Source organism: Acidobacteriota bacterium (assembly GCA_016703965.1).
Taxonomy (GTDB): Bacteria; Acidobacteriota; Blastocatellia; order Pyrinomonadales; family Pyrinomonadaceae; genus OLB17.
The window spans coordinates 194,220-220,689 of sequence record JADJBB010000002.1 but is presented as its reverse complement, the minus strand read 5'-3'; the positions used below and the strand labels follow the sequence as shown (position 1 = coordinate 220,689).

Below are 26,470 nucleotides of genomic sequence, written 5' to 3'. Positions count from 1 at the left end.
AAAACTATAACTGTCTAGGAGCCTTTTTAAACCACATAGGAACATCGAACACATAGCCGAAAAATCTATGTGAACTGTGTTCCTATGTGGTTAACTTTCCTGATTTACTTGCTAATAACGATCGGATCACCAAACCCGAGTTCTTTCAATCTTGGCAATTGTGTCTTGGCATCGCCCACCACGAGCCAGATCATCTTGTCGGAGTCGAGATATTTTGCCGACAGGTCTTTGACCTTACTTACCGTCATGCCTTTGACGATCTGTTCGCGTTCTTTGACGTAATCGTATTTCCAGCCGTATTTGCTGATATTTTCGAGTATATTGAGCTTAGCACCGGCTGTTTCGAAGGCCCGGGCGTTGCTCTTGATCAGAAAGCCTTTCGTGGTTTCCAGATCGTTATCGTTATAGTTTTTGCCGAAGTCCTGCAGAATACTTTTGACGAGTTGAGCTGATTCGAGCGTGACGTTGGTTCGCACGCCGCCCGCGATCACAAACGCTCCCGGACTCTTTGTTCCCGAGAATGCCGAATCGATACCGTAGGTGTAGCCTTTCCCTTCACGCAGCTGCTGCGTCAACTGCGACGCGAAACCGCCGCCGCCGAGGATGTAGTTCATGACGTTTGCCGGATAAAAATCCGCGTCGGTCGCGGCAAGAGCCGGATAGCCGAACCTGAGAACGGACTGTTTTGCATCCGGAACGTCGTAAAAATAAACCTGCGATTTAGCCGGCGCAGCCGGTGTCTCATAGACAGGGATCTGGACGTTTTTCGCCGCCCATCGGCTGTTGATGTTCTTGAACGAGCTCACTACTTTGGCTTTGTCGATCGCTCCGACGATGTGAACTCGAGCGACTGACGGCGAGATGTTCTTCGAATAAAACGCCTTCACGTCATTGAGCGTTATCGCTCCGACGGATCCGGCGTTGCCGAGAATGCTGCGTGAGCGAATGTTATCTTTGCCATAGATGAGCGTATTGAACGCGATCTGGGCGATCGCATTCGGGTTCGCCGACTGCTGACGGATCTGGCTGAGCGTACTTTGTTTGAGCAGGTCAAATTCCTTGGCATCCCAACGCGGTTCGAGCAGGATCTCTTCGACGAGAGCGAGCGTCGCATCGTAATTCTTTGCGAGCGTGTTTACACCGATCCGGATATCTTCCGTTCCGGCACTGACGTTTATCGAGGCACCAAGCTGGTGAATCGCTTCTTCGAGTTCCTGCGGGGTCTTTTTCGCGGTTCCCTGGGTCATCATTCGGGCCATCAGATTGGCAACGCCGACCTTGTTGATATCATCGAGAAGCAGCCCGCCATCGACCACGATCTCAAACTGAACGAGCGGAACCTCGGTATTCTGAATGCCGTAAACCCGCATTCCGTTCGACAGCTTGTCTTCCCAAACCGCCGGCACCTTCACCTGCGATGGCGAACCGTAAGGAGGTTCGACGCTGCGGTCAAATGAAGACGGAGTTCGCTCGTATTTAGCCTCGACATTCGGATCGACCGGGTCTTCGGCACCAGTGACGATCTTTTCCTCAACGACCTCGGCCTTTTTCGAATTTTCCAGAGCGAGAGCGACCTTGCCCTTGGGAACAAAGCTCGTGGCAGCAAATTTCTGTCCCTTGATATACTTGTTGTAAACACGCATCACATCGGCCGGCGTCACACTTAGGATCCTTTGGATCTCTTTTTCTGCACAACCGGGGTCGTTGGCGAGATAGTTACACTGGGCAAGCTGGGCCGACTTGCCCAGAACGCTTGCGACGGCATTGTAAAACCGACGTTCCTGTCCTGCTTTAATTCGGTTGATGTCTGCTTCAGAAATACCCTCTTTCTCAAATCGCGCGAACGCCTCGGCTACGGCACCGGCGACCTCATCGAGGTCTTTGCCTTCAAAAGCCCTGACCTGCAGCTGCACTTTACCGGCGAGTTCAGCGTTCTCATTGGACATATTGACGTCAGACGTCAGCTTCTTCTCTTCGACCAAAACCTTGTAAAACGGAGCCTTCTTGCCCTCGGTGAGATACGCTGCAAGAACATCGAGAGCGTAAGAATCAGGATGGAGCAGTTCGACTGCGGTCCAGGCGTAGTTCAACTCAGGCAACTGAGCGAAATTGTCCTCGTGATAGAGCCGGACATTCTCTTTGACAACGCACGGGCGTTTCGTGAGCGGCGGGATCTCAGGCCCACGCTTGATCTCGCCGAAATACTTCTCGACCCATTTTTTCGCCTGCACTGTGTCAAAATCGCCCGCGACTACTAGAGTCACATTGTTCGGCACGTACCAGCGGCGGTAAAACTCCTTGACGTCGTCAAGCGTCGCATTCTGAAGATCTTCGAGCGAGCCGATCACCTGCCAGTTGTATGGATGATCCTCAGGACAGGCCGCCTTATCGATCACATAGCTCGTGTGGCCATAAGGAGCATTGTCGTAGCTTTGCCGCTTCTCGTTTTTAACAACCTGCTTTTCCTTTGCGAGGACCGGATCGGTCACAGTATTGATGAACCAGCCGAGCTTGTCAGCCTCAGCCCACAGCATTTTCTCTAGCGCGTCATTCGGAACGGTCTGCAGATAATTCGTTCGGTCCGTACTGGTCGATCCGTTCGCACCGGAACCGCCGATCCGCGCCGTCAGCTTATCAAGCCCGCCTTTGCCAAGGTTTTCAGACTCGAGAAACAGAAGATGCTCAAACAAATGAGCAAACCCGGTCCGACCGGGCTTTTCACGGGCCGACCCGACATGAGCCGTTAGGTTCACCGCCACGACCGGATCGCTCCGATCGACATGAAACACAACCTCAAGGCCATTCGGAAGCTTGAACTTCTCATACTCGAGCCTGAGGGCCTGACCTGAAGCGGAAAAGACTGAGAACAAAATGCAAAGGAAAATAAGACAGGCATTCGTAAATTTCATAATTAATTTAATTCTAGTTCGGCGGTACTGCCAAAATCTAATTAATACGCAAAGCTATTTTCGAAGGTTTACCGTAGCAGATTCGTTTCTGACACTTCTTTTTCCGGAGAATATTCCAGCTTAATCCTCGATCACAGCCTCAATTTTCCGTGATTTCCGACGTTCCGCTTTCCACACCTTTCTGATCGCATCAACATCGAATTTATCCCGCTTGCCGTCACGCAGATTTTCGACTTCGTGCTGGACGCGAGCGGCGATGAGACGGTAGGCTTCGGTGTTTGGGACGCTTTCGGTCATTTTGCGGAGTTCGTCGTAATCGAGGAATTTGCCGACCTTTGCGCCGACCTTAGCACCGATACTGCTGCTCTTTGGGATTATCATTCCCTTCGGAAATGCCTCGTACGTGCCCCAGATGTAGATCGGCAGAATTCCGATCTTTTGGTTGAGGGCGAGGTAGCCGATGATCGGTTTGAACTCAGCGATCTGGCCCGATTCCTGCCGGCCGCCCTCGGGGAAGATGAGGGCGTTGTAGCCTTCGTTGAGGATCTGCGTTACATGACGGAGCGATTGCCGCAAACTTCCCGTACGTTCGATGGGAACGAGCGTAGTGAAATTGTTCATATACGCCCGTTTATATTTTGTGTCGAACCAATAGTCGGCTGCCGCAACCGCGACGGTTTGCTCCGCAGTTTCTTTGCCGAGAGCCTTTTTCACCAAGCCAGTATCGATGTGAGATGTGTGATTTGGTGCGACGATGAAATTGACGTGGCCCGGTACGTTTGCCTCGCCCTCGATCTGCGTTTTTAGAACGCCATCATAGAGCGTGTCCTGAGCAAAATCGACGGCCGCATTGCCGATCCGGCGAATGATCGACGGGATGAAGATCTCTTCTTCCTCTTTTTTCTCTTCGACCCTAGGCTCATCGACAAGTTTCTTTGATTTATCGAGCCGCTGAACCGCCGTCAGAAGTTCGCGAACGGTCTGAACTTCGTTCAGCGTATCCGGCGATGGAATTCGCCCGCCCGCATCCTCAACGGCAGCCTGAAGCTCAACGAACATCAACGAATCAAAGCCGAGATCGGCCAGTTTATCCTCGACCGCGATGTCGGAAAGCGGGCGGTTCGAGACGCTGGCAACGATCTTGCGGATCCAGAGCATGTTGTCGTCACCCTTGGCATCTACCTGTGTTTTGGTTTTAGATCTCGAACGCTCCTCAAGCGTCTGAAGCATCTCGACGACCATCGGACGCTTTACCTTACGGGTTGCCGTGCGCGGCAGTTCGAATGGCGTGATGTGCAGAACCTTGACGCGTTTGAAGAACGCGAGCCCCGCCGAAACCTCTCGAAAATGCGTCTCGATCTGCTTGTTAACTTCGGTTCGCGTCAATGCAATATCGTGTTCATAATCTGGAACCACCAGGCACGCGATCTTTTCACCGCCATCCTGATCTGCCAGGCCAACAACGCTTAACTCTTTGATAAAAGGTGATTTACCGTAATGATCTTCGATCTCGTCGGGATAAATATTCTTTCCGTTCGAATCGATAATGACGTCCTTTGATCGTCCAACAATGAATAAATTTCCGTCTTCGTCCAGCTTTCCAAGATCGCCCGTTTTCAGCCAACGATCCTGCAGCACGGCGTCGGTCGCTTTTTCGTTGTTGTAATAGCCGACCATCACATTCTGGCCACGCGCGAGCACTTCGCCCACCCCGTTCGCGTCCGGCGAATCGATCTTCACCTCGACTCCGGGCAGCGGTTTGCCGACACTGCCCTTGAGCATCTTGTTGCCCGGACGAGCAACGGTGAGAACCGGTGAAGATTCGGTCAGACCGTAGCCCTCGAGCACCGTGAAGCCGAGGCCGTGGAGGTCTTTCTGCACCTTTTCGCTCAATGCAGAACCGCCGGAAATAAGGTAACGCATCTTCCCGCCCATTCCCTGATGGATCGGGAAAAAGACGATCGGGCCGAGGTTGAACGGCGTGTTATCGCGGATCCACGAGTTGAACTCGATGACGTTGTCCGCAAGGTCCGCGATCCAATCGCCTTTTTCACGCAACCGCGTTTTGATGCGGCGATGCAGCATTTCCCACAACGCCGGAACACCAACGAGGCCGGTGACGTGACTATTCTCGATCGTTCGGGCGAGGTCTTCGGCAGTGAGTTCGTTGAGATACGTGATCTGCGTTCCATTCGAGAACGGTGTCAGAAATCCAGCCGAAAACTCGAACGTATGATGCATCGGCAGCACGGACAGAACGCCGTCGGTGATGTCCATATCGAGCACCGACGACAGCATCGAGATCATGTTGACGAAATTCTTGTGCGACAGCATCACCGCTTTCGGCGTGCCCGTCGTACCCGAAGTAAAGATCAGCGAAGCGATCGCATTTGACGGAACTTTCACGGGCAACAAAGCATTCCGCTTCGCCTCTTCCGTCTCCGATTGGATCTCAAATACCTCATCAAAAGTCCAAACGACTGGAGGGCGAGCATCCTGCTCGCCTTTTGCCGCCACTGCAAAAGCCACCTCAAGCTTCTCCTTCAACTCAGGATTCTCACCTGCCAACTTCGGCGAAATCACCACCGCCGAAGCCTCACCCGCCTTAGCAAACGCGATGATCTCATCCACCGTCGAAGCCGGATCGATCGGTATCGCAGTCGCACCTGCTTTCAAAATGCCGAAATACGTCATTCCCCATTCCGGCATGTTGTTCGAGAACAAAATAACTCGGTTGTTACTCTGAATGCCGTTTTTCGCGAAGAATCCTGCGGCTCGATAGGTCAGTTCGCGGACATCGTCGTACGTGTATTGCTCCTTGCGGCCATCGCGCTCGATTCGCATCGCGACGCGCGTAGGGAAACGCTTGACCGACGTGTCGAACAGATCGAGCAGATCTTTATACGTATAAGAACGCTTTTCGACCGCCTTCAGCTCTTCCTCAAGCGTCGGGAGCACCCATTTTCGCATTCCGGGGAAATGAACGTTGAGCCAGTAATCGTACCAATCGAGCTTTTCCGGATACCACGGTAAAAGAGCTTTTTCCTTCTCACGAATGACCGATTGCAACGCACGAACATTGTCCGATCGGTACAAGTACTCGTTGTCGATCATGAACGGTTTGAACATCGCAAACGCGTCCATCGTCTCCTTCGTCGCCGCCTCGAACGACTCGACCGACTTGCGCACGTCCGAAATGATATTCCCGATCCGCCCGCCGCCCCAACGCGGGCTGGCCTTGTCGAGCAGCGTGTCGGCACGCTTTGCCAACTTGTTGAGCATCGGCGCGGATGTAAGCTGATAGGTGCGATTTTTGACTGGGATCGCCTCGACCATTCCGGCGAGCTTGTTAGCGAGTTTGTTGCCGGTCTCTTTTTCCTCGAAGTGCTGACGTTTATAGAGACCTACGAGCCCGACGATGCGTTTCATGTCGTTCGGGTTCGAATCGCCCGACGAAGCCTGAAACACCAGCGGCGGATTTGGGTCGACCAGCACATTCATCGCCGCCGCCAGGATCGCACCCGAAACCATGTCCACGGGAATTATATCCAGGATGAGTTTCTCATTAACCGGAATGATCGGCTGCCCGCGAAGCGCGATCAGGATCAGCGGAGCCGTCGTCGTAAAGCCCTCGTTCCAGCCCGGAAACGGATATGATTGCGAAGACTCTACGATCGAGGGCCGCACGAGCGTTTTCAAAATATCGTCCTGCGAAGCAATGATCTGCTCGGCGAGCGACTTGGAATACGTATAGATATTCGTCCAGCCCCAATACTCGGCACGCTCCGAACCAAGCTCCGTCGTCCGCTCTCGGATCCACATCTTGCGTTCGCGAAAGATCGCCGATTTCAGCTCCGCTTCGTCATCAGGATCGCGGCCTTCCTCAATAAACCGATTGCGCGCCTGCTCGCGAAATTTCGCGTGCTGCACCGCGTCGTCAGCTTCCTGCCGGGCCTGTTCGGAGAGACGTGCGCAGTCCTCGATCTCTCTGTGAACGTCGAATTTGGTACCGACGAGTTCATCCTTTCGCGGAAAATACCCAACAACCGGCTCATTCTCCCAGATCGGCCCTGACCGTTTGCCCGCCACAAAACACGTCGAAACATGCACAAGACGCGGCTTTTTCATCATCCGGGCCATCTTGATGATATTGTTCGAGCCATTGATATTCGTCCGCAAAGCCGACTCAAGCGGCGGATTGAACGTCACGTTTCCGGCACCATTTATAATGACGTCCGTGTCCCGCATGATCTTCCGCGCATCTTTCTCTTCGAGCCCGAGATACTCGTTACCGACATCACCATTTACCGGCACGACTTTAGACTTAATAAAATCCTCAAACCCGTCACCGTACTTCTCACGAAGCGGATCGAACGTCGGCGACGTAACGATTGACGTCCAAAACCGTATCTTCGACTCCGCCGCATCCCGTGCCCGCACCGTCGCATAGACCTTCCCGATATCCGGAAAATTATGCAACAACATCGACAACGTAACCTTCCCCACAAAGCCCGTCCCGCCGATAAAGAATATCTTCTTACCCTTAAATATTTCTGTTGGTGATAGTTTCATAACGGACCACAGACACTCTCGTCCGTGTGTCTAATTGTTCTCACGGGCGGACAGAAGTGTCCGCACTCCGATTAATTCCCGCACTGATCCTTGTTCCCGAAATTATCCGGCTCGCGGCTCCAGCCTATTTGGCCTCTCGAATTGCGGACTTTTACCCACCAGACGGCTTTTGGCTCGCGGATCTGGCGGAAGATGGTTTTGTCGTAGGTTTCTTCTTCGGTGATCCTGCCCTTGTACCAAACGCGGTGAAAGCCTTCGCCGACGTAGGTTAGGAGGTAGAGCGTGTCACCCGGTCGGGCGGTGAATTTGCCGATCTTCGTGCGTTTAAGAACGCGTACCTCGCCGGCTTGCGAGGTTATGACAGTTCCGGTAAGCCCGCGAACCCGCTCGCCTTTTTTCAGGCGAAACGCGACCGACGAGCTATCTCGCATCGCCGACCGAACCGCCGTCGGTTTATCGACCGTCCAATCGCGATAGGTGCAGCACTCGAACGGACATGCACCTTTATCGACGAAAGGCATCGTCGGGCGTGAATTCTGGCCAAAGACGGCGAAAGCCGCGATCAGCATCGAAAAAATTGCAGCGAAAAAGATCTTCATAAAAAACTTTTAGTCCGAAACGTTACACAGCCCAATTATCGGCTGATGCAGCATGGTGATCTCAGCCGAGCGGCCCATGTAGCTGCGGGCCATGGCGATGGCTTCGGTTAGGTTGTCGGCACGTTCCCAGCCGAGCATTTCGGGGACGTGGGCGTTTTCGGCACCGGCGACGATGACGTGGCCGATGTGCTGGCGGCCATTTTCGCCCCAGTACCACATAAAGAATGGATGAGCTCCGTGGTAGGCGTTGCCGCGGCGGTACATCTCGATGTATGCCGGGTTGGTGGCGAATTCGCGCTCGTATTTTTCGCGAAGATAGAATGCATCACGCGATTCCGGCAGCAAACGATGAAAAAACTCGATATACGCCGGATGAAAATTGTGATCAAACTCATCAAAACACGGATGCGTAATGATCATCACGCCGCCTTTCCTGAGCAAAGGCTTGTTCCGGTACATATTAAAGTGATACCCCAGCGCCATCACCTGCACCAGCAGCGGATTGAGAGCAGAATACACGTTGTAGGGCGAAATGTCGGGGATGCCCGAGATCAGGATGTCGCACTGCCCTTTGACCGGTATCTCGTACTGTTGGTAATTCTTTTCGAGGATCTTTTCGTGCACCGGCTCGGTCTTGCCTGCATAACACGCGATCAGCTCATACTGAGCCGGGATCGCGTGGAGCATTTTACGCCTTACAGCACGGGGCATTCTCGAAAAAGTGTTGGCCATCACCTCCCATTTCATGCGGTCGGCAAAACTGAATTCGTCCTCGTTCCGCGTCAGGATGTCGTAGCCCTCGGGAAACATCTTGTTGTTGATCGCCGTCTCGATGTGAAAGACCTTACATTGCTCATCGACGAGTTTCCCGAGGCGAATGACCTTGTGGTTAAGCACCGATTTTGGCGGATCCATGTACGAATCCGAGTCGCGGATCGTCTGCGGATCGTGGTGTGCACGCAGAGATTCGTAATCGCACAGCCCGACCGCGACCGATTTGTGGCCGCCGTCCATCGGGACGAGATTGATGTTGAGATAAATGAGCAGGTCGCTCTCGATCGCACGTTTGTTGACCCGCAGCGGTTCGTTGTGCCGCGTGACACCGAGCGTGACGAGGTTGTCGTCGTCCTCAGCGTCGTGATTGTAATAACGGTCGGGGTAATATTCGTTGTAGATATCTGCCCCAACCATCCGCTTCATTTCCCACGCCGTCATCTTGCGGTGAAGCGAATTTGCGATGATCAGATGCACGTCATCGACACCATTCGCCCCGCACATATCCAGCACCACCTCAAGCATCGTCTGCCGCAGATCAGGCGTCTGCATCGGCGGCAGCGGCAATGAAATGTCGTCCATCGCGATCGTCACCCGCATCCCCGGCTCGAGCAAAGCATAGAGCGGCTCCATCTCGATCGGATGATTCACCGCATAGCGAATAGCCGCCTCGCGATTAGGCAGTCCCTTGATCGGCGGATTCGGATAAATAACCCGCGTCCCGACCGGGATGTCGTTCAATATAAAATCCTCACCAAACGGCATGATCCGCGGCGCGGAGTCTTTGTCGATGTAAACGATGGATTCGTGTGTTTTTCGTCTTAATTGCAATGCCATATTTACCAGTGTTTAATGATTAACTCGTCTAAATCATCTCGATCAACAAGCTCAATATTGTTCACATTCGCTAAATCCCGTGCAGAGGGCGTAAAGTAGCTATTCGTGATAACCATGCCTTTCTGCGCCTGATACATGCTTATTGCGGCCATTATCTCCTGAACTGCAAAGTTCCCGACATTACCTGTAAACCTTTTCGCTTGAATCACCGTTTTTTCTGCGAACTTGACGACGACAACATCGGCCCCCTGGTCGCCTGACAATTTTGTTTGTTCAACCGCATATCCCATTCTGGTAAACAACTCAGACAGAACTCTTCAAACTCGTAGCCCGTAAAATCGTCGATATCCTCCAAGGAGATAATCGCATTGTCATCACTGAGAAGACGTCGCTCAAACTTTTCCAATTCGAGTTCCTCTTGAATTTTTTGAACCTTATCGATGAGCTTCTCCAAACTATTGTCAAACAATTTGAACAGCTTCTTTTCCTCAAGTATCTCTCTTAATACTTGAAGGAGCTCTACGTCGTCTGGGGGATACAAATTTAAATAAGCTTTTATAGTTTCGATAGCACCAAACGGCTTTTGGTCCAAAATACGATTTTTAGCTTCTTGAAATCGGGTCTGGATGTTCGCGAAATCCAAAATAAGCCCCAGCTCTTCTGGTCGGAATTCGAAACCACGCATTTTGAGGAGATTCCGAAGGTTTGACACCTCGGAGGGGACTCGTTTTCGCTTAAATTTCTTTACAAATCGCTCTACAAAATCAAACTCTGAGCTTGCAGCAAGCCTCGATGCCTCCTCCTGAAAAACTTGCAAATCCAACTGTTTCATCCCTACTTTATGAGACGATGAAATAAGGACAGGCCTTTCTCGTGAGTTCCCATCCATATCACCAAGGAATCCCTCTCGAACCAATGCATCGAGAATCGAAGCCGCTCTCCCATACCCTATTCTAAGTTGCCGTTGAAGCAACGATGTCGAACCTTTCGTTGCCTTTATGCAACACTCCAATGCATCCGTAAACAAAGGATCTTTTCGACCGGGGAGATCGTCACAATCTTCCCTGCCTAATCCCAAGGAAACGCTATCCGAATTTTCTTTAATGTAGCGGGCAATTGCAGATTCCGGGTCCGGACTGGATTCGGGCTGATAGGGTACGCTGGCGGGCGAAATTCCAGGAATTGCATCCAACGAAATCTCTCTTATGTCCGACGCAACGAGCTGTTGAACTCTAATCGTATATCGCAAATCGTCAATTTTGTTCTCGTCATAAAGCCCTTTTGCATTTAATATCGCCAGAAAATTCTGAAATGCTGGCGAATATGTCGGCTCGTTCCTGAAAAGCTTAAGGTAGCTCTTTACCATTCCATCAAAATCTCGTGCATTATCGCTCCGAATCTGTTCTAGAATTCGCTGCCTCAGCCTTTCATCGGCGTCATCCTGATAACTCATATTTCTAAAAGTGAAAACTAGCAGGTAATTAGTGGCCCCAAAAGAATAATCCCCGAAATTAGGCCAAACTTCCGCTTAAAAAATCTGGATGTCTACTTCAAATCCAAAACCGCCCAATCGTGCTGCAATGCCGTCTGTTTCAAACGAAAGTCCGGACAAACCGCCACGGGATGCCCGACGATCGAGAGCATCGGAAGATCCGAGATCGAGTCGGAATATGCGTAGCTGCCGGAGAGGTTAATGTTTTCACGTTCGGCGTATTCGCGGATCCATTGGGCTTTTGTGGCTGATGCCATTACCGGCGGCAAGACCCGGCCGGTGGCGTAGCCGTTGACGAATTCGAGGCGGTTGGCGACGTAATCATCAATGCCGAGATGGTCCATCAATTTGGCGATCGTGAAATCGAGAGCTCCGGTCAGCACGACCTGCCTTTGGCCGTTCTTCTTGCCGGATTTGATCAGATCGTATGTGCCGGGAAAAACGGCTGGTTTCAGAACTTCCTCAAAGAGCTCGGTCGAAAAGTAACGCAGACGATCCTGCGAAAAGCCTTCGTAGCTGCGGAAAAATACCTCGTTAAAAACGTTTCGCGAATACAGATCGGTGATGCCGAAAAACGGCAGTTTGGCGAGCGTGCCGACCGATTTCTTGGCGGTTTGCCACAGGCCCTGTTGGCGTTTGGCGTAAAAGGCGAGCGTGTGTACGAGATTTGTGCTGACCAGCGTGCCCTCGAGGTCGTAGAACGCGGCTGGCTGTCCGTTTTTATTCATTCCGGCTTTGTGCTATGTTATTCAAACTTCTTTAAATCAAAATTGCGGATTGTCTTAAAATCTTATCACGTTCGGGTGGATCTTGCCTTATGAAAACGTTGAAATTTGCGTTTCTTCTCGTGATTGTAATTACATTGTGCCTACAATTTGGATGCACGACGACCGATGCTGTAGAACCCACGGGCCCAACCGTCACTCCTGAGATTATTGCTTCTTCTCTAACGCGATCCGAAGACCTTTTTAAGCAGCGTGAAGATGTCGCAAAGCTTCGCGATGCAGTAAATACGCTAAGAAAAGCACGCGACTACAAGCAGCGGAACTTCGAGGTCGAGTGGAGATTCGCCAAGCTCAATTATTTCCTCGGCAAACAGTCAACCGACGAAAAAGAATCGAACACCGCCTTTGAAGAGGGCCGCGACGCCGCAAAGATCGCCTCCACGCTCGAGCCGCAGAAAGCTGACGGCTATTTCTGGTACGGAGCAACCCTCGGCGAGCTTTCTCGAAAGAATATGCTGACGGTCGGCGTAAAATCGCTGCCCGATGTTCGCGCAGCGATGGAAAAGGTCGTGGAATTGCAGCCCGGCTATCAAAACTCGAGCGCCTACGACGTTCTCGGCCAGATCGAACTCGAGACCCGCATGCTCGGCGGCAAGGCGGAAAAGGCAGTCGAACTTCTCGAAAAAGCTCTTGAAACTGAAAAGGACAACATGAATATCCACCTCCACCTCGCCGAGGCATATTTGGCTGTTAAGAAGGATGGTGAGGCTCGGAAGCAACTCGAAAAGGTTCTCAGCATGAAACACAACCCCGATTTCCTTATCGAATGCCGGGAAGCCGTCGAAAAGGCGAAAAAGCTGCTCGCGACTAAGTTCTAAGAAGTAACCACGAAATAACACGAACGAAATACTAAATGGGAAAAATTCCTTTTCGTGCTCTTTCGTGTTATTTAGTGGTTACTTATCCTCATCCTTAAGCTACAATTCCCTCAATGCGACGTGCAATCTTTCCGGGTTCGTTCGACCCGATGACAAACGGACATCTCGACATTATTAAACGCTCATCGCCGCTGTTCGACGAAATGATCGTCGCTGTGCTTAATAACGCCGACAAGCATCCAATGTTCACGGTCGAAGAGCGCTGTACGATGATCCGAGAAGTGCTGGTTGAGGTCGATACAGGAGCGTGCAAACTTATAGTCGACAGCTTTTCGGGCCTGACCGCCGATTTCGCCCGCAATAGTAATGCGACCGCGATCGTCCGCGGCATTCGGGCCGTAAGCGATTACGAATACGAACTCCGCATGGCCCTGATGAACCGCCGCCTCGAACCGTCGATCGAAACGGTATTTCTGATGGCCGGCGAGGAATACAGCTATGTCTCCTCGACCCTGATGAAACAAGTCTTCCAACTCGGCGGCCGCGTCGAAGGCCTAATTCCGGAACTCGTCGAAAACCGCATGCGTGAGAAGACTGGTAAAGAGTCTTAAGGCAAAAAGGCAAAGTTCTGCTTTAGGTCTACAAATTTGTAGTTTTCAACTTACCTCGTAACTCTATACCCCAATTTATTTATCTTTGCTTCTCTGCGTCTTTGCGACTTTGCGTTAAAATCAATTCCGATATGGCACAGTTCCCCGTTTCTGATCACGTAGCAAAAATGAAAGGCTCCTCGACGCTGATCGCCGCTCAAGCGGCGGCCGAGATGCGAGCCCAGGGCATCGACGTCATCGACCTTTCGGTCGGTGAACCGGATTTTGACACTCCGCAATTTATTAAAGATTATGCGTGGGAAGGCCTCGAGAAAGGGCTGACAAAATACACCGCCACCGCCGGAACGGCTGATTTTCGCAACGCGGTTATCGAGTTTTACGCCAAGCAGTTCGGAGCGGACGTAAAAATGGCCGAGGTTGCGGCTTCGTGCGGCGGCAAGCAGGCATTGTTCAATGCGGCGTGTACGCTTCTGAATCCGGGCGACGACGTGCTGATCCCAAAACCGTATTGGGTCACGTTCCCCGAGATCATTACATTCTGCGGTGCGAACAGCGTTTTCATCGAGACGGAAGAAACAGATTTCATCCTCACGGCCGATCAGGTTGCCGCAGCGATCACCGACAAGACAAAGCTGCTGATAATCAACAGCCCGAGCAATCCATCTGGCCGCGTCGTTCCGCCGGATGAAATGGTCCGCATCGTTGAGGTATGTGCCGCTCGTGGCGTTTACGTGATGACGGATGAATGCTATCTATTCTTCGCCTATCCACCGGCCGAGCCGTATTCGCTCGCGACCCTGCCCGACGAACTCCGTGATTTAGTCTGCATCGCAGGCAGTTTCTCAAAAACCTACGCCATGACCGGCTGGCGCGTCGGCTACACGATCGCCAACGTCGAATGGACCAAAGCGATGGTCAAGCTCCAAAGCCACTCTGCCACGCACCCGACATCGTTCGTCCAATACGCCTGTGCCAAAGCCCTGCGTGACGAACGTTCGATGCCCGCGGTCAAAGCAATGACCGCCGAATACGAAAAACGCCGCGACTGGTTCGTACCGGCTCTCAATGAAATCAACGGCTTCAAATGCGCGATGCCCGAGGGTGCGTTCTACGCATTCGCCGATGTCCACGGAACGTTTGGCGACAGATTCAAAAGCTCAGCGGAAGTCGCCGACGCCCTGCTAAAAGAAGCCCACATCGTTGTAACCGACGGCGACGGCTTCGGAGCAGATGGCTTTCTGCGATTGTCCTACGCGACCTCGATGGAAAACCTCGGCCGGGCAGTCGACAAGATGAAAGCGATCTTTGGAGCAAAGGCCACAGCCTAGTGTTGAGCAAAAAAATCTCCATTTGCCTATCTTCGTTTTCGAGAACGCTGCAATTTACGCATCTGCTTTGTGAGCTTCTCGATAGTTGCCTGCTGTTCCTTAATGGCGTTGAGCATCGCCCAGATTATCGGATCGTTGTTGACGAGCCGGTAGCCCTGCTCGGTTTTGGTAACTGCCTCGGGGATTATCTTCTCCACCGCCTGGGCACTGAAGCCGACGTGTTCGCCATCGGACTTTAGCCCGACGGCGTTGTCCTTTTTGTATTCGTACCGAAGGGGCTGCAGCTTCATCACCGCTTTGAGCCCGTTGTTGAAGCGGCCCTTAATATTTTTCAGACGTTCGTCGGAAAAGGCGAGCCACGAGCCGCCGCCCGGTTTGCTCGCGTTGCCGTTGACGGTCAACGACTGGTCGGGAGAGTTGGTGTTAATGCCGACTCTGCCGCCGCTATTGTTAAGAAGGAGTGTACGAGTCTGATTGACAGAATAGTCATATGCGGAAATGTAGCCTAAAGTGCCGGACGTCCCAATCACGATGCCTGTCCCAGGTTGAGCATTATTGAGGGTTAATGGTGTCGTATCTCCGCTGAACCAACTCGACCCAATGGTCCTCAGAGCGATACCGCCCGAAGAGCTTGCGGCTGCCACAACTCCAACCCCGGAAGTACTTTGTGCCTCCACGCCGGAGACTGTGCCATCAGCGAAGACACCGATTGCTCCGGTGGCGAAGACACCATTCCCACCAGCGCTGACGCCGCTCACGCCAGAAGATATACCCGTTGCGGTTCCCAATATTCCGCCATCGGAACCGACCACATGCAGCTTCGCACTCGGATTGGTCGTCCCGATGCCGACCTTCCCGTTAGTCGCAATGGTCAAACTGGCGGGACTATTGTTGGTGAAGAAACTTAGAGAGTGATTGGATTTTGTTCCATACCATCCCCCTCCCGTGGTGCCGCCGACAAAAGAACCCACGGAGACCGATCCGTTTGTGTGGACGACGCCGTAATTATCCGATGCGGTCTGCACGGTAAGTCGGTCGGCCGGCAACCCGGACGTTAATCCAATGCCGATGTTGCCGCCCGATTGCGAGATTTGCGAGGTAGCGAGTGAGGAAGTTCCGTTCCAAAGAGCGATCTGGCCCGCAATCCCACTTCCGCTCACTCCACCACTGCCCGTCGATGCTATCGTCAGCGTGTTGCCTGACGGCGTAATTGAGATATTCGATCCGGCAGCAAGCGTGACGTTGTCCGTGAGGCCATTTACACTCTTTGTGACCTGGCCGCCGGCGATCTTGGCGGAGGTGACGGCGGAGTCGGCGATGTTTGCGGTTGGTATCTGGCCGAGACGGGCGTTCGCGAGCGTGCCGGTTGTGATGTTGCTGGCGTTGAGATTTGTCAGACCCGAGCCGTTTCCATTGGCTTGCAAATACTGATTTGCGGGAATGCCGCCGAGGTTTTGCGCATTTGTCGCGTTGGCCGCGTTTGTTGCATCGGTCGCCGTATTCGCGGTGTTTGCGTTGGTGGCATTTATCGCGTTGGTTGCATTCGCAACGGTGCCAACGACTTTACCGCCGCTGACGGTAACGATCTTTGAGTCGACGACGCTGCCGTCGGCTAGTTGTCCTGTCCCGACGCCGCCCGGTCCGATGCCAAGCGTCACATTCCCGGTCGCTCCGCCGCCCGTCAGGCCTGTGCCGGCCGTCACGCCCGTGATCGTTCCACCGCCGCCGCCTGAGCCAGCATTATCCGTGTCGGGCTGCCAGCGATTGTTGGCCGAGCTGAATTTCAGCACTTGCCCATCTAGCGGGGCGGTCGCGGCTACGCTGCGGGATTGCAGTCGTGCGACGGTCGTGGATATTTGTGTTCCGGTCACGTCGCCAGCGAGGTTCCCTGTAAAGTTCGTCGCCGTTCCAGCCGTGTTTGCGGTGGATGCATTGACCGCATTTGTCGCGTTCGCGGCATTCGTTGCATTATCGGCAGTATTTGCTGTTAGACTTTTGATAGAATACGGAGCACTCGTCACCGGCTGTCTCGGCGAAAGAGTAGTAAAAGCCCCGCCGCCCGCTTGCCTTACGCGGATCTCCAAAAAACGCGTCGCTCCGGGAAAACCTGCCCCAAAATCGAGATTTACCGAAAAGATCCCGCCGGCGACCGCAACGCCGCTCCGCGTCAAAGTCGGGCCGATCTGAGCTCCGCCGCCGTCGAACAACGCGAACTCGAAGTCAAAACTTCCGCTGGCCGCGACTGCGGAATTTTGCAGCTGGCCTTGATAAGTGATCTCGGAAGTTTGGCCCCAAACGCATGCCGCAAAAGCGGCAAGTACAACAGCAATTAGGATAAATCTCATATTCGTGACACCTCGCGATCGTCTTTTAGGGAGCGGACAAACTCGGCCGCGCATAATTTTGCTGTCCTAGAACAACAGTCTGCGCTATGCTATCGATATCTTTCCAGAGATACGATCGTGCAGCCGGTTCAGTCTTGTCCGCTCAATAGAGAATTTAAGCGGGAGATGCGGTTATGTCTTTGGATTTAACGTTAAAAAATCGTGAATTTAACTTTAATGTGACTAACTTAAGTCAAAACAAGGTTTATGAGTTCGAAGATTTTCGACTCGATGCCGCCACAAGGCTTCTTTACCGGAACGGCGACCAGGTGCTCATCACGCCGAAGGCGGTTGAGACGCTGATCGCGCTCGTCGAAGGTCGCGGTGAGGTCATCGGTAAAGAGGAACTGATGCAGCGGATCTGGGCCGACACGGTGGTGGAAGAGTCGAACCTCGCGCAGTATCTTCACGTGCTTCGTAAAACTCTCGGCAGCACGAGCGACGGAAAGCCTTACATCGAAACTTTGAAACGGCGTGGCTACCGCTTTAACGGTGCCGTTCGCGTTCTGAGCAACGGAGATGGTCTCGACTCGGAAAGTGAAGTTAACGTAAACGCAGCCCTTCCGCCGACCGGACGATCGCAGGTCGGAAATCCTCAACGCATTGAACGACGCGGTAACCTTCAAGCCCTTAGTCATGCCGATCCCGCCCGTGAAACCGGGCATTCGTTGAACGTCGAGCGTTCGGGAAATATCTATTCGGTCTCAGATTGGCGGCGGGAGCCGGCAGCCGAAACCTCACTGCCATTGGTGCCGACTCGCTCGAAATGGCTTTCACCCTTGGTTCTTGTGGTTTTGGTTACTGGATTAGCTGTGGGTGGCTTTGGCATTTACAAAGTTTCGACGAGAGGAGAAAGCATCGGTGCGGCAAGCGTTCCTTTTCTCGGATCCGACATGATGCGGCTCACAACGACCGGCAGATCGAAGCGGGGAGGCTCGATCTCACCGGACGGCAAGTATGTTGCTCACATTGTCTCAGGGCCGGACGGTGAAAGCCTGTGGGTACGCCAGGTCGCCGTCGCGAACGACACACAGCTCGCTCCCGCATCGCAGAGCTACCTCGTATCGGTCACGTTCTCACCTGATAGCAATTTTGTCTACTACTTAGCTCTGGAAAGGGACAAAGGCGAGACGGAGCTGTTTCGCGTGCCGGTGCTGGGCGGCCCGATCGTGAAAGTCGCGAATGATGTCGGGGCACCGTCGTTTTCGCCCGATGGAACGAAACTCGCGTTCATGGTATCTAACCAGGAAGAAAGCCGGCTGATCGTCACGAATGCCGACAACTCAAACCCGGGATTACTCATGGTCCGCCAGCCTCCCGATTACCTGAACCCAAACGAATTGGTGCTGGTGTCACGCAAGGATCCCGATTACCTGAATATGTTCTGGTACGCTCCGGCGTGGTCACCCGGTGGAAGGAGTATTGCTTTTCCGGTAAATCAGAGCGACGAAAAGGGACGTTATGAGACAGTGATGGCCGTCGACGTCGAAACGAGGGTCGAACGCAAGCTGACTGATGAACGTTGGCAGCAGGTTGGACAGCCTCGGTGGCTGGCTGATGGGCTCGTTGTTTCAGCCTCGGAAACGTCCAACGGCCCAAACCAGCTCTGGCATATATCGTCGCCGGGCGGCACGGCATCGCGCATTACCCGCGACGTGAACGACTACCAGGATCTCAGCCTGACAACGGACGCTAAAACATTAGCGGTAATTCAAAATCACACCGTCTCAAACATTTGGACGTTAGGTGAAGGCGTGGCGGGCTCGAAACAGATAATGTCCGAGGCGGGTTGGCTCAACGAACTCATCTGGCTGCCGGACGGCCGGCTCGCTTATACCTCGAACGCCGGCGGCAGTTCGGATATCTGGACGATGAACGCGGACGGATCAGGTGTACGTCAGTTAACCGTCGGTGCGAATGCGAGGCTCGGACTTGCCGTTACGGTTGACGGAAAGCAATTTATCTTCGCCGCTGAGCAAGACGGAAAGTATAACCTTTGGCGTGTGAATATCGACGGATCGGGTCTGGAGCGAATAACAAACGGTGATGCAGAACTCTATCCGCAATGTACGCCGGACGGCCGCTGGATCGTCTATCAGTCGGGCGGAAATTATCCAACACTGCGAAAAATGCCGATCGAAGGCGGCGAGTCCATCGAACTAACAAAGACCACAGCTTCCCGCCCGTCGATCTCGCCGGACGGAAAGTTCGTGGCATATCATTATCTTGACTCAAGCCTCGAAAGGTCTCGCTGGGGCATCGGTATCATCGACCTCGAAGATGGAAAACGCGTAAAGCGTTTCGACTTTCCCTCAACAGTCGTCGAACGGCTCGTAAAATGGACCCGCGACGGAAAGGCGATCGCGTTCCTCAACAGCCCGGGCGGCGTGCAGAACATCTGGTTACAACCGCTCGACGGCGGAGCCGCCAAACCGCTGACCGACTTCCCGTCCGACGACATTATTTCATTTAACTGGAATCAGGAGGGCAGCCAACTCGCCGTCATCCGCGCCGTCGAGACGAGCGACGTCCTCTTGATCAACCGATCTGCAAAGTAAGAAAAAAACCACGAAACTATATTCCATGGTTCGTGGTTTTTCGCGCGATTTCGTGGTTAGGCTCCTCAGTCTCCGCCCGTCATCATCAATCCGATCTCTTCGACCGATGTCACTTTTGGATCGACCTCGCCGGCGATCTTGCCTTCGCGGATGACGAGGAGGCGGTCGGCGAGGGCCGTTACTTCTTCGAGTTCGGCGGAGACGAGCAGAACTGCCGAGCCTGCATCGCGGAGTTCGATCAATTTTCGGTGAATGAACTCGATGGCACCTATATCTACGCCGCGGGTTGGTTGTGAAACGAGCAGGAGTTTGGGATTCAGTTCAAATTCGCGGCCAATTATGAGCTTTTGCTGATTACCGCCGGAAAGAGCTTTTGCCGGTAGGTCGGCGTTTGGCGGGCGGACATCGAAACGCTGGATGATCTCATTTACGCGTTTTGAAATAACGCCGGTATTCATAAATCCGGCGGCAGCGGCGATCGGTTGGCGGTAGTGAACACCGAGGATCGAATTTTCGCCGAGATCACAGTGCAGCAGCAGTCCGCGTTTGTGGCGATCCTCGGGAATGTGGCCGATGCCGAGTTCTTTTAGTTCGCGGGCGGTGCGATTCGTGATGTCTTTACCGTCAAATTCGACGCTGCCGCCGCTCGATTTTATCAGGCCCGACAAAGCCTCGATCAGTTCGGTCTGCCCGTTGCCCTCGATACCCGCAATTCCGACGATCTCACCGGCTCTGACCGCGAACGAAACGCCGTTGACGCTGTTCACCGTCTTGCCGCTGACGACGAGGTTCTTGACCTCGAGAACTACGTTTTTCGGCTCGGCGTCGGTTTTATCAACCCGAAGCAGAACGTCGCGGCCGACGATCATTCGAGCGAGATCCTTGGCGGTGGTTTCCGAGGTTTTAACGTTCCCGACCGATTTGCCGTCACGCATCACGGTCACTTCGTCGGAGATCGCGAGCACCTCGTCGAGTTTGTGCGTGATGATAATGATCGTTTTGCCCTGCTCACGCATCCGACGGAGAATGCTGAAAAATTCCTCGACCTCCTGCGGCGAAAGCACCGCTGTTGGCTCATCTAAGATCAGCAATTCAGCGTTGCGGTACAAAGCCTTGAGCAGTTCGACCCGCTGCTGCTGACCAACAGACATGTTCTCGATGTACGCTCTGGGATCGACCCCTAGACGAAGTTCGTTTGAAAGAGCAAGAATGTCACGGTTTGCCTTGTCGAGGTCCAGATTGCCCGCCGACCCAGTTTCAGCACCAAGCACGATATTCTCAGCCGCCGTCATTGTGTCAACCAGCATAAAATGCTGATGCACCATCCCGATCCCCAACGCGATCGCATCGTGCGGATTCTTGATCGAAACCACCTTTCCGTCGACCAAGATCTCACCGCTGTCAGCCTTATAAAAGCCATAGGCGATGCGCATAATGGTCGATTTACCGGCACCATTCTCGCCAACAATTGCGTGGATGGTGCCTTTTTCGACCTTGATGGAAACGTCGTTGTTAGCCGTCACGCTTCCGAATGTTTTCGTGATATTTCGTAATTCGAGCATTTTTACTTTGCCATCGCATCTGTCACTTTTATCTCGCCGGTACCGATCTTCGTTTTGGCTTCCTCAACTTTCTTGATGACATCCGCCGGGATCAATGATCTATTGTTGTCGTCGATCGCATAGGCAACGCCGTCTTTGTCGAGGCCGAAGGTATGGAAACCGCCGCTGAATTTTCCGGCGAGGATCTCTTTGACGACATCATATACGGCATTATCGACGCGCTTGACCATCGAAGTCAGAACGAATCCGGGCTTCACGCCGTTCTGGTTCGAGTCCACGCCGATGACAAATTTGTTCGCTTCGCCGTTCGTTTTACCGTATTGCTCGACGGCATCGAATGCTCCGAGCCCCGAGTTTCCGGCCGCCGTGAAGATCACGTCCGCGCCTTTCTCGATCTGAGCGAGCGAGAGTTCCTTGCCTTTACCGGGGTTGTTCCACGCGCCGTCCGTGACGCCGACGTAGTTGTCGATGACCTTGATGTTCGGATTGACGGAGCGAGCTCCTTCGGCATAGCCGGTTTCGAAGCGGTGAATGAGCGGAATGTCCATGCCGCCGAGGAAGCCGAGCACGCCGGTCTTCGATTTCGAAGCCGCGATCATGCCGACCAAATACGAACCTTCGTGCTCGCGAAAGACGAGCGAAGCGACGTTTTTAAGAGGTGTTTTCCCGTCTTCTTCAAAGATAACGCCGTCTACGATGGCGAACTTATTGTTTGGATAGTCGAGTGCGACCTTCTGCATGATCGGCCCCTGAGCAAAGCCGACGCCGATGACGAGATCAAAATTCTTCTCGGCAAAGGCCCGCATTGCCGGCTCGATAGAGGTCGGATTTCCGGGTTCTACGTCGTAGAGACAAATGTCGAGGTCCTTTTCGGCCCGCTTAACACCTTCCCACGCCGCAGCGTTGAACGAGCGGTCATTTTTGCCGCCAATGTCGAAAACAATGCCGACCTTCACCTTACAGCCCTCGCGGCGGGCTTGGACCATGTTTGAGCAGGAAGAAACGAGGAAGCTCGAGGCGACGATCAATACAATGAAAAGAAGATTGCGTTGTTTCATACGTTCTGAGTTCTGCTTATCACGGCCTTTCGCAAGCGATCGCGTCAACGAGTTTGAACTCTGAACATTAGACCGTCGCTCTGATCAGTTTAGTTGTCCTGGTGATTTCCTTCGATATTTTATACGCGCTTCGAAGTTTTTCGCTAATTTGCGGGGGGTGATTTTTACGGCAATATACAATGCCGAGTTCCTCGCCGTTCTGCACACGGTCGCCGATCTTTTTAAGGCATGAATAGCCAACAGCGTGATCGACCGTATCTTCCGCGTTAAGCCGTCCGCCGCCGATCTCGCAGACGACATTGCCCACGATCAGCGAATCGATATCCGCGACATAACCGCTGTTGTCCGATTTTACGACGATCTCCGTTAACCCCTTTGTCAACAGCATTTCCGGCTTATCGCAAACCTTCGGGTCACCGCTCTGCATCTCAATGTTCTTGCGAAATCTCGAAAGAGCTTCGCCGGATTTTAGGGCTCGATTGATCTTATCGCGTGCATTTTCCATCGTGCCGGCGATCTTGCATTGAACGAGCATCGTCGCCGTCAGCTCAACTGAAAGCTCAAGCGTCGGCTTCATCTGTTCTTCGGCTTCGTCGCGGAGGATCTTGAGGCATTCGTAAACCTCGAGAGCATTGCCGACATATTTGCCGAGCGGTTGATTCATCTCCGTGATGATCGCCCGCGTGTTGACGCCAAAGGACTTGCCCGTTTCGCAGAGCGAATTCGCGAGCTTCAGCGTCTCGGCATATTTCTGAATAAAAGCTCCCGAGCCCGTTTTTACATCCAGCACCAAAACATCGAGCCCTTCTGCAAGTTTCTTTGACATTATCGAAGCCACAATGAGCGGAATGTACGGCACCGTCGAGGTCGCGTCACGCAGGGCGTAGATCTTTTTGTCGGCGGGGGCGATAGACTTGGTTTGTCCGCCGAGAGCAAGGCCGCACTTTTTCAGTACCTTTTTGAAATTCGCGAACGAGAGATTTACATCAAAACCGGGTATTGACTCAAGTTTGTCGAGCGTCCCGCCCGTGTGGCCGAGACCACGGCCCGAGATCATAGGGACCGCAACACCGCAGGCAGCGGCGAGCGGTGCTATGAGCAGCGAGGTTTTGTCGCCAACGCCGCCGGTCGAATGTTTGTCGCCCTTGGGGGCGTCGATATCGGAAAAATCCATTATCGTCCCCGAATTCAGCATCGCTCCCGTTATCGAATACTGCTCCCGCCGGTTCAGGCCGCGAATGAACATCGCCATTATTAAGGCGGTTATCTGGTAATCGGCCCACGAGCCGTCACAAACGCCATCAATGAACGCCGTGATCTCCGGATCCGAAAGTGCTTTGCCATCGCGTTTTATCGCGATTATTTCTTGAGGACGCATAAAAAGTCAGCCGTTGGGAATTCGAATTAAATCGGTATTACAATATTCGCACAGTCGGCGGGTTATTTAAACGCTAAGATCGCCCGAAACGTAGAGAAACCCGTGTTTCTCTATGTCTAAGCGATCTTAGTGTTCAATACGCTGTATCAAGACAACGGCTTGAGCCCTGATCGCCCAGCCTTCGCCAACGGAATCCACTGCTTCGCCAGTCTTAGCCTTAACGCTGACCTGGCCGATCTCGACCCGCAGAGCGTTTGCGAGGCCCGCACGAATTGCCTCGATATGCGGCCGGAGTTTTGGGCGTTCAAGGTCGATGGTCGTGTCGATATTGACTACCTCATAGCCGCGTTCCCGCGCAAGACCAACCGCGTACATTAAAAATTCCGAGCTCTCGGCATTTCGCCACCGCTCGTCGGTATTCGGAAAATGCGTTCCGATATCTCCCAAAGCCAACGCACCGAGCACGGCATCCGTCGCCGCATGCAGCAGAACGTCCGCATCAGAATGCCCGTCAGCCCCAAGGTCAGAATCGATCACCACGCCGCCAATAACCAGCGGCCGCCCTTCGATAAGCCGATGAACATCTGTCCCAAATCCGATTCGATACATAAGCCAGGAACGCAGCCGCCCTCGCCTGCGAGCGTCCTTCTTAGGACGCGGAATAAACTTCAAGAGTCATCAACTCATTCCGCCCGCTTTACGCAAGCGGTTCAGGCAGGTAGGCCTTCGCAAAGATCAGATCTTCCTGCCGCGTTATCTTAATATTCCGCGAGCTCCCTTCAACAAAAGCGATCGGATGCCCGAGTTTTTCGACGAGGTAGCATTCATCCGTGGCCGCTTCGCTCACACCGCCTAGAGCGAATGCACTGCGCAAAACTTCGACCTTAAAAGTCTGCGGGGTAAGTGCACGTCTAAGTTTATCACGGTCAAGCGTACCCGAGATCTCGTCGCCACGGATCGTTTTTATCGTGTCGGTTACGACTCCGACTAGACACGCCGCACCGACCTCATTCGCTTTCACGATCGTCGCAGTGATCTCATCCACCGAAACCAGAGGCCTCGCTCCATCATGAACGGCAACGATCTTTGTTTCAGCCGTGACAGCTTCGAGGCCGTTTTTCACCGATTCGGCCCGCGACGAACCGCCCGCAATGACCTTTTTTAATTTTCCAATTTCAGATCGGAAATTTGAAATTTGAAATTCCTCGATCGCATCCGCTGACAAAACCAGTACGATCTCATCCACCGCCGAACAAGCTTGAAATTTTTCTAGAGTGTGTATGATTAGCGGTTTGCCGAGGATCTCGACGAATTGTTTTGGCTGCTCGCCACCAAAGCGTGACCCGCTCCCGGCAGCAACGATGATGGCGGTGTTCATCAGTTAGTAAAATGCAGAAGCCCGCACGAAGTAAGGGCTCTCTCCAATTGCTCGTGACGAGAGCCCTTACTTCGTGCGGGCTTCCGCAACTTACGTGATCAGTTTTCTATCTCTTCGATGATCGTGGTCTGCCGCAACTCACGGGTAGCTTTCTTAAAGCCCAATGAGCGCGAATCGTGAATGTTCAGACTTGGGTCGGTATGGCTACCATTTCCGTTGCCGTTCCCTTCGTCTTTCTCTTCCCAGAGGCGTCCGAAGATCATCTTGCCGGCAGTCGTTTGGAGAACGCTGGTCACAGCGATATCGGCAGTTTTGCCGATCAAGCGGCGGGCATTATCGACAACAACCATTGTTCCGTCATCGAGATACGCAACGCCCTGATTGTATTCCTTGCCTTCTTTGAGGATGAAAACTCGCATCGCTTCGCCGGGCAGAACGACCGGTTTGAGGGCGTTAGCGAGTTCATTTATGTTAAGAACCGCGACGCCGCGAAGCTGGGAAACTTTATTGAGATTAAAATCGTTAGTGACGATCACCGCATCGAGCTGCGTGCCGAGTTCGATAAGCTTGAGATCGACCTCTTTTACTGCCGGAAAATCGGTCTCGACGATCTGAATGTCGAGCTTGCTGTTGTTCCGCAGCCGCTGCAGCATGTCGAGCCCGCGGCGTCCGCGCTGGCGTTTTGACGAATCTGCAGAATCAGCGACCTGCTGCAATTCAGCCAAAATGAAGTGAGGAATGATGAGCGATCCGCCGAGAAAACCCGTTTCAGCAACATCTGCGATACGTCCGTCGATGATGACCGACGTGTCAAGGATCTTGTAATCGCGTTTGATATTCTTGTCGCTAAAGATGCCGCCGAGAGCCGAAAGGTCGAGATAATCGCCCTTCGCCGCACCGACCATAAGCCCGACGTAGCCCATAAAGCCCATCAGCGAAATGGTCAAAAACGTCTGCATCTCGGCCGAAACGGCCGCTTCTTTCTGTATCGAGATAAGGACGCCAATGAGAAATGCACCCACGATGCCAAGGATCGACCCGACCGCTGCACCGATAAGCGTCTTTAGCGAAGCTTTACGCACGCGCATCTCAAAGACGATCACGAGCAATCCCAGAACTCCGCCTAGACCCGCTGAGAGCCAGTTACGCGTCGCCTCGGTCCCGATGAGCCCAAGTCCGAATCGCTGCGTCCGCTCAAATGGATTGAGCAGGTACCCGAGGAGAATTAACATTCCCACAAAGGCGATCCGTAATATGAGTACATCAAACTTCATCTCAGCAGAAATCTTAACACGAAAAATAGTCTGGCGTTAAACCGCTTTAGGCTGTTGTGACAAAAGATCGACCTGAGATCTTGTGCTTGTTACCATAAGGAATATATATGGTCATTGCTCCTCAGATTTCATTCTTTGATATGCGCGCTTGTG

General features: G+C 53.0%; 18 protein-coding genes. 4 read left to right on the top strand and 14 right to left on the bottom strand.

Translation table 11 applies throughout. The features are described from left to right. Positions 1 to 104 precede the first annotated feature (104 nt). From IPG22_01040 to IPG22_01010, 7 genes are all read right to left on the bottom strand, one after another. Positions 105 to 2,909: an insulinase family protein gene (locus IPG22_01040; protein ID MBK6586897.1), complete on the bottom strand. Its 2,805-nt coding sequence runs from the start codon at positions 2,907 to 2,909 to the stop codon at positions 105 to 107. 120 nt (positions 2,910 to 3,029) lie between these two features. Then, positions 3,030 to 7,481, bottom strand: coding sequence for an AMP-binding protein (locus IPG22_01035; GenBank protein MBK6586896.1), 4,452 nt, complete (start codon positions 7,479 to 7,481; stop codon positions 3,030 to 3,032). A 71-nt stretch (positions 7,482 to 7,552) separates the two neighbouring features. Continuing rightward, on the bottom strand, positions 7,553 to 8,080 hold the full coding sequence (locus tag IPG22_01030) for a hypothetical protein (GenBank protein MBK6586895.1): 528 nt from the start codon (positions 8,078 to 8,080) through the stop codon (positions 7,553 to 7,555). A gap of 9 nt (positions 8,081 to 8,089) precedes the next feature. After that, positions 8,090 to 9,691, bottom strand: coding sequence for a DUF2088 domain-containing protein (locus tag IPG22_01025; GenBank protein ID MBK6586894.1), 1,602 nt, complete (start codon positions 9,689 to 9,691; stop codon positions 8,090 to 8,092). Between the two features lie 2 nt (positions 9,692 to 9,693). After that, the gene (locus IPG22_01020; GenBank protein MBK6586893.1) at positions 9,694 to 9,954 is read right to left on the bottom strand and encodes a restriction endonuclease; all 261 of its coding nucleotides are present in this window, start codon (positions 9,952 to 9,954) and stop codon (positions 9,694 to 9,696) included. Then, positions 9,897 to 11,144, bottom strand: coding sequence for a hypothetical protein (locus IPG22_01015; GenBank protein ID MBK6586892.1), 1,248 nt, complete (start codon positions 11,142 to 11,144; stop codon positions 9,897 to 9,899). The genes IPG22_01020 and IPG22_01015 overlap by 58 nt, the downstream gene beginning before the upstream one ends. A 92-nt stretch (positions 11,145 to 11,236) precedes the next feature. After that, complete coding sequence (locus IPG22_01010; GenBank protein ID MBK6586891.1) at positions 11,237 to 11,911, bottom strand: HAD-IB family hydrolase; 675 nt, start codon at positions 11,909 to 11,911, stop codon at positions 11,237 to 11,239. 89 nt (positions 11,912 to 12,000) lie between these two features. On the opposite strand from IPG22_01010, the gene IPG22_01005 reads away from it, so the two are divergent. The 3 genes from IPG22_01005 to IPG22_00995 all read left to right on the top strand — a co-directional run bounded on the left by IPG22_01005 (position 12,001) and on the right by IPG22_00995 (position 14,725). Further along, a complete protein-coding gene (locus IPG22_01005) occupies positions 12,001 to 12,786 on the top strand; it encodes a tetratricopeptide repeat protein (GenBank protein MBK6586890.1) in 786 nt (261 codons plus the stop codon). Between the two features lie 113 nt (positions 12,787 to 12,899). Continuing rightward, entirely contained in the window at positions 12,900 to 13,397 is a 498-nt protein-coding gene (coaD, locus tag IPG22_01000; GenBank protein MBK6586889.1) for a pantetheine-phosphate adenylyltransferase, read from the top strand. 131 nt (positions 13,398 to 13,528) lie between these two features. Further along, on the top strand, positions 13,529 to 14,725 hold the full coding sequence (locus IPG22_00995; protein MBK6586888.1) for a pyridoxal phosphate-dependent aminotransferase: 1,197 nt from the start codon (positions 13,529 to 13,531) through the stop codon (positions 14,723 to 14,725). A gap of 26 nt (positions 14,726 to 14,751) precedes the next feature. Here the strand turns inward: IPG22_00995 and IPG22_00990 are convergent, their stop codons facing one another. Continuing rightward, positions 14,752 to 17,070, bottom strand: coding sequence for a tail fiber domain-containing protein (locus IPG22_00990; GenBank protein ID MBK6586887.1), 2,319 nt, complete (start codon positions 17,068 to 17,070; stop codon positions 14,752 to 14,754). Positions 17,071 to 17,288: 218 nt separating this feature from the next. On the opposite strand from IPG22_00990, the gene IPG22_00985 reads away from it, so the two are divergent. Next, entirely contained in the window at positions 17,289 to 19,667 is a 2,379-nt protein-coding gene (locus IPG22_00985; protein MBK6586886.1) for a PD40 domain-containing protein, read from the top strand. A gap of 65 nt (positions 19,668 to 19,732) precedes the next feature. Here IPG22_00985 and IPG22_00980 read toward each other — a convergent pair whose 3' ends face one another. The 6 genes from IPG22_00980 to IPG22_00955 all read right to left on the bottom strand — a co-directional run bounded on the left by IPG22_00980 (position 19,733) and on the right by IPG22_00955 (position 26,317). Next, a complete protein-coding gene (locus tag IPG22_00980) occupies positions 19,733 to 21,229 on the bottom strand; it encodes an ABC transporter ATP-binding protein (GenBank protein ID MBK6586885.1) in 1,497 nt (498 codons plus the stop codon). Between the two features lie 2 nt (positions 21,230 to 21,231). Continuing rightward, positions 21,232 to 22,287 (bottom strand): BMP family ABC transporter substrate-binding protein, encoded by a 1,056-nt coding sequence (locus tag IPG22_00975; protein MBK6586884.1) that lies wholly within the window; start codon positions 22,285 to 22,287, stop codon positions 21,232 to 21,234. Positions 22,288 to 22,354: 67 nt separating this feature from the next. Next, on the bottom strand, positions 22,355 to 23,665 hold the full coding sequence (locus IPG22_00970) for a thymidine phosphorylase (GenBank protein ID MBK6586883.1): 1,311 nt from the start codon (positions 23,663 to 23,665) through the stop codon (positions 22,355 to 22,357). A 126-nt stretch (positions 23,666 to 23,791) separates the two neighbouring features. After that, positions 23,792 to 24,274 (bottom strand): 2-C-methyl-D-erythritol 2,4-cyclodiphosphate synthase, encoded by a 483-nt coding sequence (locus tag IPG22_00965; protein MBK6586882.1) that lies wholly within the window; start codon positions 24,272 to 24,274, stop codon positions 23,792 to 23,794. A gap of 88 nt (positions 24,275 to 24,362) precedes the next feature. Continuing rightward, a complete protein-coding gene (gene ispD / locus IPG22_00960) occupies positions 24,363 to 25,043 on the bottom strand; it encodes a 2-C-methyl-D-erythritol 4-phosphate cytidylyltransferase (protein ID MBK6586881.1) in 681 nt (226 codons plus the stop codon). Between the two features lie 98 nt (positions 25,044 to 25,141). Continuing rightward, positions 25,142 to 26,317 (bottom strand): TRAM domain-containing protein, encoded by a 1,176-nt coding sequence (locus IPG22_00955; protein ID MBK6586880.1) that lies wholly within the window; start codon positions 26,315 to 26,317, stop codon positions 25,142 to 25,144. Positions 26,318 to 26,470 lie beyond the last annotated feature (153 nt).

Bases quoted from the DNA above. Each gene is read 5' to 3' on its own strand.
- IPG22_01030 (MBK6586895.1), bottom strand. From the start codon at position 8,080: ATGAAGATCTTTTTCGCTGCAATTTTTTCGATGCTGATCGCGGCTTTC.
- IPG22_00965 (MBK6586882.1), bottom strand. From the start codon at position 24,274: ATGTATCGAATCGGATTTGGGACAGATGTTCATCGGCTTATCGAAGGG.
- IPG22_01025 (MBK6586894.1), bottom strand. From the start codon at position 9,691: ATGGCATTGCAATTAAGACGAAAAACACACGAATCCATCGTTTACATC.
- ispD (MBK6586881.1), bottom strand. From the start codon at position 25,043: ATGAACACCGCCATCATCGTTGCTGCCGGGAGCGGGTCACGCTTTGGT.
- IPG22_01010 (MBK6586891.1), bottom strand. From the start codon at position 11,911: ATGAATAAAAACGGACAGCCAGCCGCGTTCTACGACCTCGAGGGCACG.
- IPG22_00955 (MBK6586880.1), bottom strand. From the start codon at position 26,317: ATGAAGTTTGATGTACTCATATTACGGATCGCCTTTGTGGGAATGTTA.
- IPG22_00995 (MBK6586888.1), top strand. From the start codon at position 13,529: ATGGCACAGTTCCCCGTTTCTGATCACGTAGCAAAAATGAAAGGCTCC.
- IPG22_00980 (MBK6586885.1), bottom strand. From the start codon at position 21,229: ATGCTCGAATTACGAAATATCACGAAAACATTCGGAAGCGTGACGGCT.
- IPG22_01035 (MBK6586896.1), bottom strand. From the start codon at position 7,481: ATGAAACTATCACCAACAGAAATATTTAAGGGTAAGAAGATATTCTTT.
- IPG22_00990 (MBK6586887.1), bottom strand. From the start codon at position 17,070: ATGAGATTTATCCTAATTGCTGTTGTACTTGCCGCTTTTGCGGCATGC.
- IPG22_01005 (MBK6586890.1), top strand. From the start codon at position 12,001: ATGAAAACGTTGAAATTTGCGTTTCTTCTCGTGATTGTAATTACATTG.
- IPG22_01040 (MBK6586897.1), bottom strand. From the start codon at position 2,909: ATGAAATTTACGAATGCCTGTCTTATTTTCCTTTGCATTTTGTTCTCA.
- IPG22_00970 (MBK6586883.1), bottom strand. From the start codon at position 23,665: ATGCGTCCTCAAGAAATAATCGCGATAAAACGCGATGGCAAAGCACTT.
- IPG22_00975 (MBK6586884.1), bottom strand. From the start codon at position 22,287: ATGAAACAACGCAATCTTCTTTTCATTGTATTGATCGTCGCCTCGAGC.
- coaD (MBK6586889.1), top strand. From the start codon at position 12,900: ATGCGACGTGCAATCTTTCCGGGTTCGTTCGACCCGATGACAAACGGA.
- IPG22_01015 (MBK6586892.1), bottom strand. From the start codon at position 11,144: ATGAGTTATCAGGATGACGCCGATGAAAGGCTGAGGCAGCGAATTCTA.